The sequence below is a fragment of the Nostoc mirabile CHAB5784 genome, assembly GCF_020829645.1.
GTDB classification, from domain to species: Bacteria; Cyanobacteriota; Cyanobacteriia; order Cyanobacteriales; family Nostocaceae; genus Nostoc; species Nostoc mirabile.
Genome location: NZ_JAIVFS010000001.1, coordinates 100,956 through 116,241, shown reverse-complemented (window position 1 = coordinate 116,241; position 15,286 = coordinate 100,956). Strand labels below are relative to the sequence as shown.

General features: G+C 42.8%; 17 protein-coding genes and 2 pseudogenes. 13 read left to right on the top strand and 6 right to left on the bottom strand.

Annotated elements, in window-relative coordinates; translation table 11 throughout:
- Positions 1 to 28: 28 nt before the first annotated feature.
- Positions 29 to 847 carry a helix-turn-helix domain-containing protein gene (locus LC653_RS00570; protein WP_229492114.1) on the top strand — a complete coding sequence of 273 codons (819 nt, stop codon included), beginning with the start codon at positions 29 to 31 and terminating at the stop codon, positions 845 to 847.
- A gap of 157 nt (positions 848 to 1,004) precedes the next feature.
- On the opposite strand, the gene malQ is transcribed toward LC653_RS00570, so the two are convergent.
- Positions 1,005 to 2,513, bottom strand: a complete 1,509-nt coding sequence (malQ, locus tag LC653_RS00565) for a 4-alpha-glucanotransferase (RefSeq protein ID WP_229492113.1) — start codon at positions 2,511 to 2,513, stop codon at positions 1,005 to 1,007.
- A 224-nt stretch (positions 2,514 to 2,737) separates the two neighbouring features.
- On the opposite strand from malQ, the gene LC653_RS00560 reads away from it, so the two are divergent.
- Positions 2,738 to 3,169 carry an NUDIX domain-containing protein gene (locus tag LC653_RS00560; protein WP_229492112.1) on the top strand — a complete coding sequence of 144 codons (432 nt, stop codon included), beginning with the start codon at positions 2,738 to 2,740 and terminating at the stop codon, positions 3,167 to 3,169.
- Between the two features lie 359 nt (positions 3,170 to 3,528).
- Here the strand turns inward: LC653_RS00560 and LC653_RS00555 are convergent, their stop codons facing one another.
- Both LC653_RS00555 and LC653_RS00550 read right to left on the bottom strand, forming a co-directional pair.
- Entirely contained in the window at positions 3,529 to 3,756 is a 228-nt protein-coding gene (locus LC653_RS00555) for a DUF2281 domain-containing protein (protein ID WP_229492111.1), read from the bottom strand.
- The gene (locus LC653_RS00550; RefSeq protein WP_229492110.1) at positions 3,753 to 3,977 is read right to left on the bottom strand and encodes a hypothetical protein; all 225 of its coding nucleotides are present in this window, start codon (positions 3,975 to 3,977) and stop codon (positions 3,753 to 3,755) included. The genes LC653_RS00555 and LC653_RS00550 overlap by 4 nt, the downstream gene beginning before the upstream one ends.
- 85 nt (positions 3,978 to 4,062) lie before the next feature.
- Between LC653_RS00550 and LC653_RS00545 the strand changes: the two are divergent.
- The 7 genes and pseudogenes from LC653_RS00545 to LC653_RS00515 form a co-directional block, all read left to right on the top strand.
- Positions 4,063 to 4,197, top strand: a pseudogene (locus LC653_RS00545) (NUDIX hydrolase); the annotation flags it as partial.
- Between the two features lie 84 nt (positions 4,198 to 4,281).
- Positions 4,282 to 4,803 (top strand): annotated as a pseudogene (locus LC653_RS00540) (RidA family protein); the annotation flags it as partial.
- 149 nt (positions 4,804 to 4,952) lie between these two features.
- Complete coding sequence (locus tag LC653_RS00535; RefSeq protein ID WP_229492108.1) at positions 4,953 to 5,927, top strand: phosphate/phosphite/phosphonate ABC transporter substrate-binding protein; 975 nt, start codon at positions 4,953 to 4,955, stop codon at positions 5,925 to 5,927.
- 226 nt (positions 5,928 to 6,153) lie between these two features.
- Positions 6,154 to 6,888, top strand: a complete 735-nt coding sequence (locus LC653_RS00530; protein ID WP_229492107.1) for a phosphonate ABC transporter ATP-binding protein — start codon at positions 6,154 to 6,156, stop codon at positions 6,886 to 6,888.
- 59 nt (positions 6,889 to 6,947) lie between these two features.
- Complete coding sequence (phnE, locus tag LC653_RS00525; RefSeq protein ID WP_229492106.1) at positions 6,948 to 7,742, top strand: phosphonate ABC transporter, permease protein PhnE; 795 nt, start codon at positions 6,948 to 6,950, stop codon at positions 7,740 to 7,742.
- Between the two features lie 102 nt (positions 7,743 to 7,844).
- Positions 7,845 to 8,318 carry a hypothetical protein gene (locus LC653_RS00520; protein WP_229492105.1) on the top strand — a complete coding sequence of 158 codons (474 nt, stop codon included), beginning with the start codon at positions 7,845 to 7,847 and terminating at the stop codon, positions 8,316 to 8,318.
- A 714-nt stretch (positions 8,319 to 9,032) separates the two neighbouring features.
- Positions 9,033 to 11,822, top strand: coding sequence for an ATP-binding protein (locus LC653_RS00515; protein ID WP_229492104.1), 2,790 nt, complete (start codon positions 9,033 to 9,035; stop codon positions 11,820 to 11,822).
- A 297-nt stretch (positions 11,823 to 12,119) separates the two neighbouring features.
- Here LC653_RS00515 and LC653_RS00510 read toward each other — a convergent pair whose 3' ends face one another.
- Positions 12,120 to 12,758: a DUF2959 domain-containing protein gene (locus tag LC653_RS00510; RefSeq protein WP_229492103.1), complete on the bottom strand. Its 639-nt coding sequence runs from the start codon at positions 12,756 to 12,758 to the stop codon at positions 12,120 to 12,122.
- A 27-nt stretch (positions 12,759 to 12,785) separates the two neighbouring features.
- Here LC653_RS00510 and LC653_RS00505 point away from each other — a divergent pair, with 27 nt between their 5' ends.
- The 3 genes from LC653_RS00505 (at position 12,786) to LC653_RS46075 (ending at position 13,797) form a co-directional block, all read left to right on the top strand.
- The gene (locus LC653_RS00505; RefSeq protein ID WP_229492102.1) at positions 12,786 to 12,950 is read left to right on the top strand and encodes a hypothetical protein; all 165 of its coding nucleotides are present in this window, start codon (positions 12,786 to 12,788) and stop codon (positions 12,948 to 12,950) included.
- A gap of 518 nt (positions 12,951 to 13,468) precedes the next feature.
- Positions 13,469 to 13,666, top strand: coding sequence for a hypothetical protein (locus LC653_RS00500; RefSeq protein ID WP_229492101.1), 198 nt, complete (start codon positions 13,469 to 13,471; stop codon positions 13,664 to 13,666).
- Entirely contained in the window at positions 13,666 to 13,797 is a 132-nt protein-coding gene (locus LC653_RS46075) for a hypothetical protein (protein WP_267922892.1), read from the top strand. The genes LC653_RS00500 and LC653_RS46075 overlap by 1 nt, the downstream gene beginning before the upstream one ends.
- A gap of 86 nt (positions 13,798 to 13,883) precedes the next feature.
- Here LC653_RS46075 and LC653_RS00495 read toward each other — a convergent pair whose 3' ends face one another.
- Together LC653_RS00495 and LC653_RS00490 are read right to left on the bottom strand one after the other, a co-directional pair.
- Positions 13,884 to 14,540 (bottom strand): (2Fe-2S) ferredoxin domain-containing protein, encoded by a 657-nt coding sequence (locus LC653_RS00495; protein ID WP_229492100.1) that lies wholly within the window; start codon positions 14,538 to 14,540, stop codon positions 13,884 to 13,886.
- 60 nt (positions 14,541 to 14,600) lie between these two features.
- Complete coding sequence (locus tag LC653_RS00490) at positions 14,601 to 14,858, bottom strand: Asr1405/Asl0597 family protein (RefSeq protein WP_229484698.1); 258 nt, start codon at positions 14,856 to 14,858, stop codon at positions 14,601 to 14,603.
- Positions 14,859 to 14,964: 106 nt separating this feature from the next.
- Here LC653_RS00490 and LC653_RS00485 point away from each other — a divergent pair, with 106 nt between their 5' ends.
- Positions 14,965 to 15,282, top strand: coding sequence for a hypothetical protein (locus LC653_RS00485; RefSeq protein ID WP_229492099.1), 318 nt, complete (start codon positions 14,965 to 14,967; stop codon positions 15,280 to 15,282).
- Positions 15,283 to 15,286 lie beyond the last annotated feature (4 nt).

Sequence of the window (15,286 nt, the reverse complement as noted above, 5' to 3'; positions counted from 1 at the left end):
TCTGTGGAGTTAAGGAGTGTCAGTAGGCATGAAATGGCTAAGAAAGAAGAATAATTTGCAGCCATCAATTTCATTAGAGCAACAACGAACCGAAAAGTTGGCTGAAATGGGCGCTCAACTTTGGGCATTGCGTCAAGAACAGGGATTATCTCTAGAGCAAATGGTTGCATTAACCAGGATTCCCCGGCGATTATTGCAGGCGATCGAAGAAGGTAATTTAAACGATCTGCCAGAACCAGTCTATATACAGGGTTTAATCAGGCAATTTGCCGACGCACTAGGGTTGAATGGAGTAGAATTTTCTGGCACTTTTCCGATTAGTTCTGCACAAGTGAACCCTCAAGGTATGGGGAATAATTCACCCCTTAATCAACTACGTCCGATTCATCTTTACTTTCTTTACATATTGCTAATTGTATGCTCTGTAAATGGCTTATCTCAGTTATTAAATAACGCGGTACTACAAGCAAATACAAGTAATAGCCAAAATCAGCCATCCCCAAAACAAAAGTCCATTGTTAAACCAGAAATAGCCCAAATAAAAGAGTCAGTGGAGGTTCAATCAGTTAACGATACCCTTAGCGCCGTCCAACAGGGAAAGGCTGTACAGATTGGTGTCACTTTAAAAGCGTCATCTTGGATTCGCGTAGTAGCCGATGGCAAAACCGAGTTTGAGGGTACTCTCCCAGAGGGAACTCACCGGATTTGGAAAGCCCAAGAGCAACTCACAGTGAAAACTGATAATGCTGGTGGTGTGTTAATGAGCATCAATCAAGAGAAAGCCAAGGAAATGGGAGAACCGGGGAAAGAGGAAGAAGTTAGAATTGCTGCAAAACCTAAGTTTTGAAATATGGGGCATGGGGAAGAGGCAGAGGGGCAGTTCTTGCTGGGAGCAGAGGGGAATGAAGAAGCAGGAGAGCAGGTGGTCGCCGAGCGTAGCCGAGGTGGAGCAGGGGGAAAAGGGGAAACTTTCTCCCCTGCTCCCCGCACCCTGCCCCCCTGCCTTATTGTGCTTCCGGGGCGCGTCCATTGAGTCTGGTAAGAACTTTCAAGCGATCGCCTAATTCCTCTCTCAGCGCTCCTGCTTGATAGCGCCACTCCCAGTTACCCTCAGCAAGACTGGGAAAATTCATCCGCGCTTCGTTTCCTAATCCCAAAACATCTTGCAAGGGAATAATCGCTTGGTTGGCTATGGAACTCAAAGCTAGGCGAATTAAATCCCAGTGGATGCCTTCAGGACTGATAGAACCTAAATAAAGCCATAAGTTATGCTTTTCGTTATCGCTGGCTGAATTGAACCAGCCTACAGTTGTGTCGTTATCGTGAGTGCCAGTATAAACTACAGCATTTCGCGGGTAATTGAATGGCAAAAATGGATTACCGGGATCGGAACCAAAGGCAAACTGTAAAACCTTCATTCCAGGAAATTCATACTTATCTCGCAGGGCTTCTACCTCTGGTGTAATTACTCCCAAATCTTCCGCCAAGACGGGTAGCTTACCCAACTTCTGCCTAATCGCTTCAAAAAAAGCATCTCCAGGAGCTTCTACCCATTTGCCATTCATGGCAGTTTCTTCGCCTTTGGGTACTGACCAATAAGCCTCGAAGCCCCGGAAGTGGTCAATGCGAATTATATCTACATAATCCAGCATTGCCTCAAAGCGCTGTACCCACCATTTAAAGTCTTGTTTTTGCAATTCCTCCCAGTTATAAACCGGGTTGCCCCACAATTGACCGGTGGCGCTGAAGTAATCTGGTGGGACTCCCGCCATTTGGGCAGCAACTCCAGTCTCTTCGTCTAAGCAAAAGATGTCGGGATGCGCCCACACGTCAGCACTATCATGAGCTACGTAGATGGGGATATCGCCGATAATGTCAATACCGCGCATGTTGGCGTAGTTTTTCAGGTCTGACCACTGCCGGAAAAACTCAAATTGGACGAACTTGTAATAAAAAATCTCTCCATTAAGCCGATGCTCTACCTGAGCTAATGCTTCGGGTTGGCGCTTGACAAATTCTGGCTCCCATGTATGCCAGCTTGCATTTTCGTGGGCATCTTTCAGCGCCATAAATAAGGCGTAATTATCTAGCCAATAGGCTTTACTGTCGCAAAAACCTGCAAACTCGTTTTTTTGGATGTCCGTAGCATTTGTTCTAAAGTTTTCACAGGCTTTTTTGAGTAGCCCAATTTTAATCGGCACAACCTGGTCGAAGTCTACCTTTTCTACTGGAAATCCTGGTAAATTAGCAAAGTCTTCTTCAGTTAGCAAACCCTCATCTCGGAGTTTTTCTGGGCTAACCAGCAAGGGATTTCCTGCCATTGCTGAGTAGCACATATAGGGGGAATTGCCGTATCCAGTGGGGCCCAAGGGTAGAACTTGCCAATATTGTTGATGGGTCTCTTTAAGAAAATCGATGAAGCGATAGGCTTCTAAGCCTAAATCTCCAACGCCAAATCGGCTGGGAAAGGAGGTAGGATGCAGCAAAATGCCACTGGATCTAGGAAAAGGCATATTTAACCTGAATTATGAGAGGGAGCAATTATCTGATGGACACGCTATGCGATCGCATCGAATTTATCACGGAACAGTATTTGCAGGGTAAATCAAGTAAACTCATTTTGTTTGTCCTTTGTCATTTGTCATTTGTCCTTTGTGAATAACCAATGACTAATACTTCGGCTACGCTCAGTACAAGTGACTAATGACTAATGACCAATGACCAATGACTAATGACTATGACTTACCGAAATCCTACACCGACAGTTGATATCATCATTGAACTAGTAGATCGACCTCATCGGCCAATAGTGTTAATTGAAAGACATAATCTACCCTTAGGTTGGGCTATTCCGGGTGGTTTTGTGGATTATGGGGAAGCGGTGGAAGTGGCGGCGCGGCGAGAAGCCCAGGAAGAAACGGGTTTACAGGTGGAGTTAGTTGAACAATTATTGGTGTATTCTGACCCTGATCGCGATCCGCGTCAGCATACCATTAGCATTGTGTTTTTGGCGACAGCGACGGGGGAACCTGTGGCTGGAGATGATGCTAAGGGTGTAGGAGTTTTTGAGTATTGGCGTGTGCCTGGTAATTTATGTTTTGACCACGATCGCATTTTGCGGGATTATTGGCGATATCGGCATTATGGAATACGTCCGAGGTTGGGATAGGAGGGACGAACCGCAGAGGCGCAGAGGGCGCAGAGAGAAGAGGGGAGAGAAATATCTGGAATTCCCCAACGTACAGTTTTTGTAAAAGGTTGGTATCTAAGAGGTACATCACTAAAATTCAGCTGGGAAACGGGTTTTGTAAACAAGCTGCAAGCACTCCTCAAAATCATCCCCTTGCCACGTTCCGGCAAATTTTAGCAAGTCTTCTGCTTTAGAGCCTCTAAGAGGATGTTTGAAAAGTCCTCTTATCGGTAGCAAAACGTTCTAGACCCTCCTAAATCCCCCGATAAATTGGGGGACTTTGATTCCGGTTCCCCCCTTAAAAAGGGGGGCTAGGGGGGATCAACAAGTGCCTAAAATCACAGCCAACCACTTTTCAAACAACCTCTAAGAATTGGTGTTGCTTCCTGTATTTCTGGTTTCGTTTTATGACTGGAAGTATGATCATTTTTTTCCGTTGATAGGTCAAGAGATATTTGCTCGGTTACTGGTTTTGTTTTGAGAAAACGCAAAAAATCTAGGGTTTGGGCTAGTAGAACATCTGAGGATGATTCAATTTCTTGGAGTAGTAGTTCTTTAATATTCATCCTGGTTTATTCATAAATGATGTTTTGCAGTCTGTCGTAACAGTATTATACGAGTGCGATCGAGATGCTGACCTGACGCAATACTGTTCGGTTAAGCCTAAAAAATAACTCCAATGTAGGTTGGGTTGAGGAACGAAACCCAACATTAAGTAAGTCGGCGCAAATAAAGCTAACTGGTGTTCGCGTAGCGTCTCCGACAGGAGAAGGCTGTCATTTGTCATTTGTCCTTTGTCATTGGTAAGGGTTTCAGGTGTATTTACTTTTCGTAATATAGTTCTGTTTTTTTCCACCGACTTACTTATCAGGGCTGGTGATGATGCTAAGGGTGTAGCAGTTTTTGAGTCTTGGCGAGTGCCTGGTAATTTATGTTTTGACCACGATCGCATTTTGCGAGATTATTGGCGATATCGGCATTATGGGATACGTCCGAGGTTGGGGTAAGAGGGACGAACCACAGAGGCGCAGAGAGCGCAGAGAGAAGAGGGGAGAGGAATATCTGTGACACAAAGTTTTTGTGATTATACCTACGGTGTCAACTTTAAAAATGCTGACCTCACTGGTGCGATAATGCCAGATGGAGAAGTCTACAAACCGATCGCTTCTGAAGCGGAAATCGGTAAACAAGAAACATCGTTAGAGAAAGTAATATCTATGACCCGTAAAGTAATTAATACTGATAATGCACCCGCACCAGTCGGCCCTTATAATCAAGCGATCGCAGCTTCTGGTCAATTTGTATTCGTCGCTGGACAAATTGCCATCGATCCCCGCCTTGGTGATGTCGTCTACACTGATGATGTTAAAAAACAAACTGAGCAAGTATTAGCTAATCTTGAAGCCATCCTCACAGCAGCCGGAGCTACTTTTCAAGATGTCGTGAAGACCACTGTATTTTTAGCAGATATGAATGATTTCGCGGCGGTGAATGCCGTTTATGCTAAATATTTCCCAGAAAATACAGCCCCAGCGCGGGCTTGTGTGCAGGTATCGCGCTTACCTAAAGATGTGTTGGTAGAAATTGATGCGATCGCTGTAATTAGCGGTTAGTGCCAATACACTCACAAAAGAAGCCTACAATACAAACAAACTAGGCTTTATTATTGACTTTTGTTCTTAAAAGCTATAAATCTTTTTTAAAGGTTAATTAAAATTAATTAGCAAAAAAACTGAGAAAACTTCCTAATGGAGAGTTGCAAATGAGTGTGACGAAAAAGAGCTTATTGGGTGCTGGCGCGGCATTTGCAGTACTTACAGGTTTAGTAGCCAGCACAGTAGGGGCTATGCAGGCAACGATCGCCAACCCCACCACTAATCAACAGACACCACGCTTACTTGCCCAAGGGGTGAAGACTTTAACAATAGTTTTTCCCAGTCGTGCTGATTCTACAGACTTGCAAAATAAGGCAAATGCGGTAGGAGCTTTTTTATCGAAAGAGTTAGGAATTCCAGTTGTCGCACAAGTTGGTGATGATACAGCTGCTGTGGAAGCTTTGAGAGCAAATCGGGCTGATGTAGCTTTTTTAAGTAGCCGTCCGGCTTTGAAAGCGAAACAATTAGCAAACGCCAGTTTGTATCTAGCCGAAGTTCGTTCCACTTATTCTGGAAGATACACCTATAGCTCAACATTTGTTGTCCCCAAGAATAGTCCCCTAAAAACTCAAAATTCAGCTAAAGCCACTTTAGAACAACTGCGGGGCAAGAAAATTGCTTTTACTTCCCCTACTTCTGGCTCTGGGTTTATTATCCCTGTCGCTGAGTTGGTCAAACAAAAATTTGTACCCAACCGCGATCGCTTAGATGGTTTCTTTGGTCAAATTTCTTACGGCGGCAATTACAGCAAAGCCTTGCAAGCTGTTGTGCGCGGTCAAGCTGATGTGGCTGTTGTGTCAGAATATGCTCTCAATCCACCTTATATCACCGCCCAAGAGAAGAGTAAGTTACGGGTTTTGCACAAAATTACTGGTGTACCTGCCCACGGTATTGCCATTGATGATGATGTTCCCACTCCAACACGGGAAAAAATCATCAACGCCTTACTGAAATTAAATCAGTCGCAAAATAATAAATTGCTAACCGACTTGTATAATTCCACAGAATTAGTGCGAATTAACCACGATCGTCACCTAGCAACTATCCGTGACGCTCTGCAAATTGCTGGCATTGAACCATAATTCAGTTAACAGTTATTCAGTGAACATCTTGAATAACTGTTAGCAGATGTTTTAAAAGTGGTCGGCTGTAAGTTTAGGCACTTCTAGATCCCCCCTAACCCCCCTTTTCAAGGGGGGAAGCGGAATCAAAGTCCCCCTTTTCAAGGGGGATTTAGGGGGATCTAAAACGTTTTACTAACGACCAAAGAACTTTTAAAACATCCTCTTAGCAGATAAATAAATTTCTATGAATGATTATGTTATTGAGTGTCATAACCTAGAGACAGCTTATGCTGCATCTCTCAATCGTCCTATCCTCAACGGGATTAATTGCCAGATTAAACGGGGTGAATTTGTCGTTTTGCTGGGGCTAAACGGTGCTGGTAAGTCTACATTACTACGATCGCTAGTTGGATTAGTGCCATCAGTGAGAGGAGAATTGCTCGTCAATAATGTTGAGATGAATCCCCGAACACTGCCAAAAATTCGGCGCGATGTTGGCATGTTATTTCAAGGTGGCGGATTAATTAGGCAGTTATCAGCACTGGAAAATGTCTTGTGCGGATGCCTTGGTAAAAGAACAACTTGGCAAACACTGCTTGGATTTTCCAAACGCGATCGCATGTTGGCACTAAATTTATTAGAACAATTAGGACTTGGAGAGTTAGCTTTTCAAAAAACCAGTCAATTAAGTGGCGGACAGCAACAACGAGTAGCGATCGCCCGGACTTTAATTCAATCACCGCAAATTCTCTTAGTCGATGAACCCATCACTGGGTTAGATGTTATAGCATCTCAACAAGTCATGGAAACTCTATCCCAATTGCACACTCAGCAAGGCATGACTATTGTCGCAGTTTTGCACGATTTGGGAATCGCAGAAAAATACGCCCAACAAGCGATCGTCTTAGATGCTGGACGCGTCGTTTACCAAGGACTTTGTGACAACTTACAAGCTAAATTTGCGAAAGTTTCCGCTTGAGTGGGATTTGATTTAATTACGAATTACGAATTACGAATTACGAATTATTTTAATACACTATGAGTTCCTTTTTTAAGTTAAAACGCTTACGTTTCTACCCTTGGCTGAGTTCTCTACTCATCTTATTAATTGTCGTAGTAGTTTATGGTTGGGCTTTGCGAGGACTCAAACTCGATTTTGAACTGCTACGTTCTAGCTGGCCATATATCACCGATTTTATTACCCGGTTATTTCCTCCCGATTGGAAAGTTTTAGATATTGCAGTTAAGGCACTAATTGAAACTGTACAGATGTCTTTATGGGGAACTACCATTGGAGCAATTCTTTCTGTACCGATTGCTATAGCTAGCGCCAGCAACATTGCGCCTGGGTGGTTGCGATCGCTAGCTAATTTGCTGCAAAATACTGTACGTTCTGTCCCCTCAATTATTCTGGGGCTAATTTTTGTTGCCGCCACTGGCTTAGGCGCACCAGCAGGAACTTTAGCTTTGGGAATCTATACCATCGGCTACCTTGCCAAATTTTATCAACAGGCAATTGAAGCGGTTGATCCGCGTTCTCTTGAATCCTTGCAAGTTATCGGAGCTTCCAAGCTACAGATTGCTCAATACGGCATTCTCCCTCAAGTGCTACCACTGGGATTAGGTTACACCTTTTGGATGTTTGAGTACAACATCCGTGCTGCTTCTGTCTTGGGTGTAGTTGGTGCAGGTGGTATTGGCTTTCAATTAAAAAGTTACATCGACGGGTTCGAGTACACCAAAGCAACAACCATGATGTTAGTGCTTTTGGTAGTCGTCACAGTAATTGATGCTTTTAGTAGCCAATTACGTCATCGGCTCGATTCGATGTAACAAATTCTTGGTGTCTTGGCGTTAGCCTGTCTTGAAAACTAATGCAATTGCCTCTACAACTTTGGGAATACTGAAATAAAGTACCCTAAAGGAGTATTAAAAATGCCAGAAAATCGCATCAGTGCCAGCCTAGCCCCAGCAGACAAAGAAGCAGTCATGCAAGCGATCGCTACAATTAGAGAAAAGTTACCGTTTTTGGTAGATTTAACCCCTGAAGACCGGCGAACGATGCTGAAGATGGGAGATAAAAGTCGGGCTTTTGTTAGCAAAGCCTTAGAAGTGGCCACACAAAACCCTAACTTTTTGCCTCGTTACTTTGATTTAGAAGAGATGCGCCGGGACTTGGAAATATATGAGGACTTATATCCGGTGCTATTGTCTCTAACGCAACTGCAAGAATTGGTGGATGATACCTGTATAGCTGCTGCTAGTGAAGCGTATGCAGCAGCATTAGCTGTTTATAGCTATGCCAAAGCTAGCGGTGATGTCGCAGGTTTGGATGCAGTAATTGATGAGATGGGACGCAGGTTTAACCGCCGTTCTAAGAAAAAGCAATCTGAAGTCCCAGTTAGCTAAACCTTGAAATAGGCAATTATACGAGTTGTCAACTTGCTAAAATACAGGTCATTTGTAGGGGCATAACATTGTTATGCCCTTTTCGCGTCTTACAATTCAAAGATTTTTGAAACCCGCGAAGGCGGGTTTTGTCTGTGTAGCCGCGACTTCTAGTCGCTAGGGCATTTTTGAGCCTCAGAAGGTCAACATCGAGCCTCAGAAGGTCAACATCGAGCCTCAGAAGGTCAACATTGAGCCTCAGAAGGTCAACATTGAGCCTCAGAAGGTCAACATTGAGCCTCAGAAGGTCAACATCGAGCCTCAGAAGGTCAACATTGAGCCTCAGAAGGTCAACGTCGAGCCTCAGAAGGTCAACGTCGAGCCTCAGAAGGTCAACATTGAGCCTCAGAAGGTCAACATTGAAATTAAATCAAGGTTACGCATAAAAATTAAGTAGCTGAACAAAAATATTTACAGTCATTGCGTTCGCCCCTGGCGTTCCCGTTGGCGCAGCCTCTCGTAGAGAAGGGTACGAAGTGAAGCAATCCCAATCCTTGCGATTGCTTCATTACGCTTCTTTGCGAGACGCTCCGCGAACGCTCCATTCGCAATGACATTGTGTAATTAATTCTGTCTGACTACTTACCTAGAAAAAGTTTGATAAATTCCGAAATACACCTTGTATATTTAGTAGTTATCCTGTAAACATTAAGCATCTCAAAATTGAATCTGGTCATGAACCCGCAAAACAAGCCCAAGAGTCTACAAGATATTCTTAAGCAGCGCCAGCAATCAGGTTTTGTGGGTCGTGAAGACCAGGTAAACCAATTCCGCCAAAATCTAACATTACCCCCAGAAGACGATCGCCGTCGTTTTCTGTATAACGTTTGGGGTCAAGGCGGAGTTGGTAAAAGTACCCTGCTACGACAGTTTCGCAAAATTGCTGACGAAGCAAAAATTATCTCGGCTTACATCGATGAAGCTGAAAAAACTATACCAGAAGTCATGGGTCGTTTAGCTGAAGAGTTGGAACGGCAAGGTCACAAACTAACGCAGTTTACAGAACGCTACAAAGTTTACCGTCAAAAACGCCAAGAATTAGAAACTGATCCAGAAGCTCCTCAAGGCTTTTCAGCTTTTGTAGGCAAAACTGTAGTTAAAACTGGTGTGCGTCTGGCGCGTCAAGTTCCCGTTGGCGGTGCTGTCTTTGACTTTGTAGATGAGGATGCTTTGGCTACCCAAGCCGGAGAATGGGCATCTTATGTTGCAAAGAAAATAACAAATAAAGACGAAGTGCGCTTAGTTCAAGAACCTGTAGAAATCCTGACCCCGCTATTTTTGCAAGATATTTTTAAAATTGCTGAGAAAATTCCTGTTGTTTTGTTCTTTGATACTTATGAACGCACTGGGGAATTCCTAGATAACTGGCTACGAGAAATTTTGGAGGGTCGCCACGGTGAAGTATCTCTCAATATATTGATAGCGATCGCCGGTCGGCATGAATTAGATAAAAATCATTGGACACCTTACGAGGGGTTAATTGTTCGTTTCCCTCTAGAACCCTTTACAGAAGAAGAAGCCCAACAATATCTAACTCGCAAAGGCATTACAGACAATCGCATTATTGAAGTGATTTTACGCCTTTCTGGAAATTTACCCCTGCTAGTGGGAATGCTAGCAGATGCTCATCCCAATGACCCTAACCAAGTAATTGAGCCTAGCAGCAGTGCTGTAGAACGCTTTTTAAAATGGGTTGATCACCCCAAGCGGCGACAAGTTGCTCTCGAAGCTGCCATTCCTCGGTGTTTGAATCGAGATGTTATAGCTAAGTTGAGAGGAGAAGAAGAAGCTGATGAGTTATTTACTTGGCTAAAAGAAACATCCTTTGTCAATGAACGTACCGACGGTTGGGCTTATCATGATGTTGTTAAAACCCAAATGTTACGCCACAAGCGCCTTTCATCGCCGCAAGGTTGGGCTGACATACATGGTAAGTTAGCAGAATATTATGACAGCCTGCGGAACGATCTGCAATTGGACGAAGAGAATAAACAGCGCGATCCTAGCTGGCAAAGTCACACTTTAAATGTGTTGTACCACAACTTATGTCAGTCACCGCAAAGGAATTTATCTGTATCTCTCAATGAATTTCTTGCTGCACTCAAAAATAAACGCAAATTTGCCCAACAATATGCAGAAACGATGCTTCAGGCTGGTAAAGATGCGGATTCTGCTGAAGTTCAGCGTTGGGGTGAGCAATTAGCTAGTGGGTTAAAAGCTTATGAAGAAAAACGCTATGAAGTTCCGGCCCAAATGCTTACAACTTTTTTGAGCGATGCTAATCTTGAGGCCAAGTGGCGTGCAGTAGCTTTAGATTGGCGTAGTTATATTTACTCCCAATCTAATCAATACTCAAAAGCTCTGGAAGATTTAACCGAGGCTATCAAGTTAGCGCCTGAAGAAGTTGAGTATTTAACAGTTCGAGGGATGACTTACTGCCAAATGCAGCGCTACCCCGAAGCACTACTAGACTTTAGCCGTGTTATTGAGCTTGACCCGAATTATCAATGGGCGATCGCCAATCGGGGTATTACTTACCGTCGGATGTACCGTTATGATGAAGCATTGCAAGACTGTAACCGGGCTATTGAACTTGACCCCAATGACCAATGGACACTGGCACATCGAGGTGTCACTTACTGCTATATGCAGCGTTATCTTGAATCACTCCAAGACTTAAACCGCGCCATTAAACTTGACCCGAATTATCAATGGGCGATCGCCAGTAGAGGTGATACTTACCGCTATATGCAACGTTATAATGAGGCACTGCAAGACTTTAACCGTGCCATTGAACTTGACACCAATTTCCAATTGATACCAGCCACGGGATTTAGGGGTCTTATTTACCGACGAATGCAGCGCTACCATGAAACACCGCAAGATTTAGACCGCGCTATTGTACTTAACCCAAATTACCAATGGGTACTGGCACGTCGCGGTGATACTTACCGCCAAATGCAGCGCTATAGTGAAGCATTGCAAGACTTAAACCGTGCTATTGAACTTGACCCCAAAGACGACTGGTCATTGTTTAAGCGGGGTTCTATTTACCTAGTACTTCAGGGGTACAACGAAGCTCTTGCAGATTTCAGCCATGCTATCAATTTAAAATCTAACGATGATTGCTATTTGTACGATCGCGCTTTAGCCTACCAAGCCCTTAACCAACCAGATAAAGCACAGGCTGACTTAGCACTTGCCATCAAGCTTGCTAAACAGCATTACGAAAAAGATCCCAAAAACTGGAATAATGCCTTTAACTTAGCCCTTTACTATTTAGCTGCTCAATATACTCAACCAGCAGAGCAGTTATATCGCTATGTTTTATCTCAAGGTGCTTCCTTAGAGCGTATCCATGCAGCTATCCAAGACCTAAATGATTTTTTAACCGTGTTCCCTAACCATGTGCAGGCTACATCTATGCGACAGTTGTTGCAGTCTTCTCTAACTGACGTTGTTTAAAATAATTCGTAATTCGTAATTGAATTACTTGAGGATCTAGACCCAAACTAATTTCAGACCACCAAATCGCAGGTTTTGGTATGTTGTTCCACCCAGGGCTATTTCATTCTCATCTAGCCCACCTCAGAATAAATTCTGAGGCTAATAGTAAAAGTCGTCTTTAGACGACTAATAAAGGCTTTTAGTCCACTTTAGTGGACTTGAGCTATTAGCCCGGAACTTTAGTTCTGGGCGGTTTATGTCTAGAACGAAATAGCCCTATTGTTCCACCAATAATTACGAATTACGAATTACGAATTACGAATTAGTTTTTGTCGCCAATTTACCCAGACGCTTCAATACACGCAAAACTGTATACAACTCATTCCCAGGATTGAAGATGTAGAATAAGCGAGACAAGGCATACTTTGGTGTATCTTGTTTAACCAACTTCACGAAAATAAAGCTACCGCCATTGGTAATTAATCCGTATATTGGTTTATCCGTGTTAGATATTGCCAGCATATAAGCTAGCAGCTGTGCTTTACCAACTTCTACAGAAAAAGCTGCTTGTTTGGACTCTATGACTATTACTACTAGCTGTTCAAATAAAATTAAAACATCAATCTGTCCTTTGACCGTTACGCCTTCATCATCAGCAGTAACTTCTACAGACTTTTCAGATTTGACATGAAACGGCGATAAATAAAAGTCTGCTAAATCTAGCAAGGGAGACAGCACCACCATCTTGACGGTGTTTTCTAACAGAGGAGGATACTTGAGTAAATTGGCATAACTGGCCTTAACTCGGTCGAGTTGTTGTTTTTCCGTGTTGGTTATTTCTGGTAAGTTATCTTGCCACTCTCTAAAAAATTGGTCATCCTCAACCAATTGCAGTCCAAAGCTGTTCTCTAACTCAAGCAGGGTAATTTCTTTAGCCTGTATTGTTTGAACCATAATTCCAAAATATTTTAGTAAATGATAGTGAAAGTAAATGTGCTTTTAGGCGAAACTAGAGAAGGTAGCACAAAAAGTAAAACCACGCTTGAACGATCAAAAATGAAATCAACAGACGAAAGAGAACAATTAATTAAAGATATCAACGTACTGTTATATCAAGCTTATGACAGTACTTTAGAGGATGTTTGAAAAGTCATGATTGATGTATCAAATATTTTTTTACCCCACCCTAACCCTCCCCGATATATTGGGGAGGGAACCGGATTTTATTGTTTCCCCCCTTTATAAGGGGGGACTAAGGGGGGTAATAATTCGATTAAAATCACAGTCAACCACTTTTCAAACAACCTCTTAGATGAAATTTACGCACTCTTAAAAAGAATCGATGATCTAAACGACGAAGAAGACTTAAAAGCCATTAAAGAAGCTAGGGAAGATATACGCATTAATGGTACTGTGTCTTGGGATGAAATTAAAAACGAAATCAACAAGGATGTTGCGTGAGTTACGAAGTTAAATTTTCAAATTGCCTTTACATTATGCCCGTTTCATGACATTGTGTAGGCGTAGGCGTAGCCCGCCGTAGGCATCGCTAGTCAAATCTCTTGATACGCTGAAATAAGAGTTTAGAAAAACTAATCCAGTTTTCCGGTAATTAACGATGCCAAAACTGACATTGAGCGATGAACAAGTAATTGAATTAAGTTTTGCAACTACCGCCAGAGAGTAGACGATTAGTATTATTAGCTCTAGCAAAGGAAAGTGAGCAAGAGCGGGATTCTCCTATGGAGTATGCCCAAAACCAATTACGGAGCTTGTGTGCTGAACGTGGTTTAAATTGGGACAGTATGTCAGAAGATGAACGTGAGTCATTTATAGATGACTTGGTGCATGAGGACAGATAGTGCTACCAATAGTTGCGATCGCTAAACCCAATTGCATACAAATATTAAGCGATCGCTACTACTACTTTGCCTTTCTTATGACAAATCGTAGGCGATCGCTTAATTTGAAACTCTTACAAATACTGGACTAAAGCCCAATGCCGAGTATTAATGGAACACACTTGATGAAGATATTATGAAGCTTTATCATTAAAATGTCAAGATTTCGCTATTTTTTTCAGCAAAACTTAGCATTAAATATCGCCGCTTCCCTTAAATTTTCAGGCTGCGTTTCTAAACTCTTGTCACCAAAATGCTTATCCATCAACGCTGGGACATGTGTAGCTTGAATTCGGCTATGGCGCGTTTTATCTGGCATAACTAGGTTAGGCCCAGCTTTACAATTCTTCATACAACCAGTGCCCTTGATTGTAACTTGGTCTTCTAAACCGCGATCGCTTAAAGCCGCCTCCAACGCCTGACAAACTGCTTTACCACCGCGTTTCATGCAATCAGATTTTTGACACACCAAAATCGTGGCTTTAGTTTTAGCTGGTTTTACCTTGGCATTATCAATAGATGGGGGTTCTTGTGGTGCAGCGATGGTTTGAACTGTCGCCATTTCAGAACGCGCCGCCATCACACGTTCAGCTTTCAGTGTAACTTTGTCTTTTTTTATATCGTATTCTTTATAACCAACAACTTGCAGCCAAGTCCCTGGTGGTAAGCGCAAGTCAAAAGCAGCCCGTAAATGTTTAGCGAGTTTAATATAAGACTCACCCTCATGAGTCCCCAGCATTAAGCCTTTAAGCTTATAGCCATCTTTAATAACAAAATCTATAAATCTGCCCTCAAGGCAAAACTGCGATACTTCCATACTGTGAGATGCACCCATTTTTTAACCTCCTTTTAATTAATACAACCTATCAAGCGAGATATTCTCAGCAGCTAAAGATTAGAACTGTTGGTAGCGATTTTTCCAGCAACACTCAAGAGTCCAAATTTGGTCTTGACGGGAGGCTGTTAATCGCCGTATCACACTCCAAAGTTGAACAGCTGTCATAGGAGAGCCAATTTCAACTTTCAATGGCTGGTTAGCCGTACAACTACAGGGAATGTCTAACTCCTTTAGGCGTTGATAGACTTGCCAGCGATCTGCCCAATTCACCTCTACAAGGTGGTTGCTTTCTATTTCTGAACTAAACGATTTCAAGAGAATTGCCCTCAAAGTGCAACAAACTTGCAGTAACTACCGCCATTTAACTCTCTGCTTTTTGAAAGTCTGAGGAGTTTAACCTCTTAAAACCAGCATACCTTAAGTGCAAACAATTCTCAGTAATTTTGGAAAAAAAGTCAAATTTTTGCAGCCATCCCATATTCAGAGGGGGAACAGGCAGAGGGGTACAAAGCTTGGAGCAGAGGGGAAAGAGGTAATTTTTATTTTTTATTCTCTCTTTTGCCCCCTGCCCCCTGCTTTTATTGATAAATATGCACATTTAAGCTGGGATGTCAATGAGAATGAGAAAATTATGCAATTTGATGAGCGTGCCATCATCCAGCCGACAATAAACTTGAGATTTTTAGTAAGCAAAAATACAAAATCTTGTGATGGCGAATTGGCTTGCTGTTCTTATTAAAATG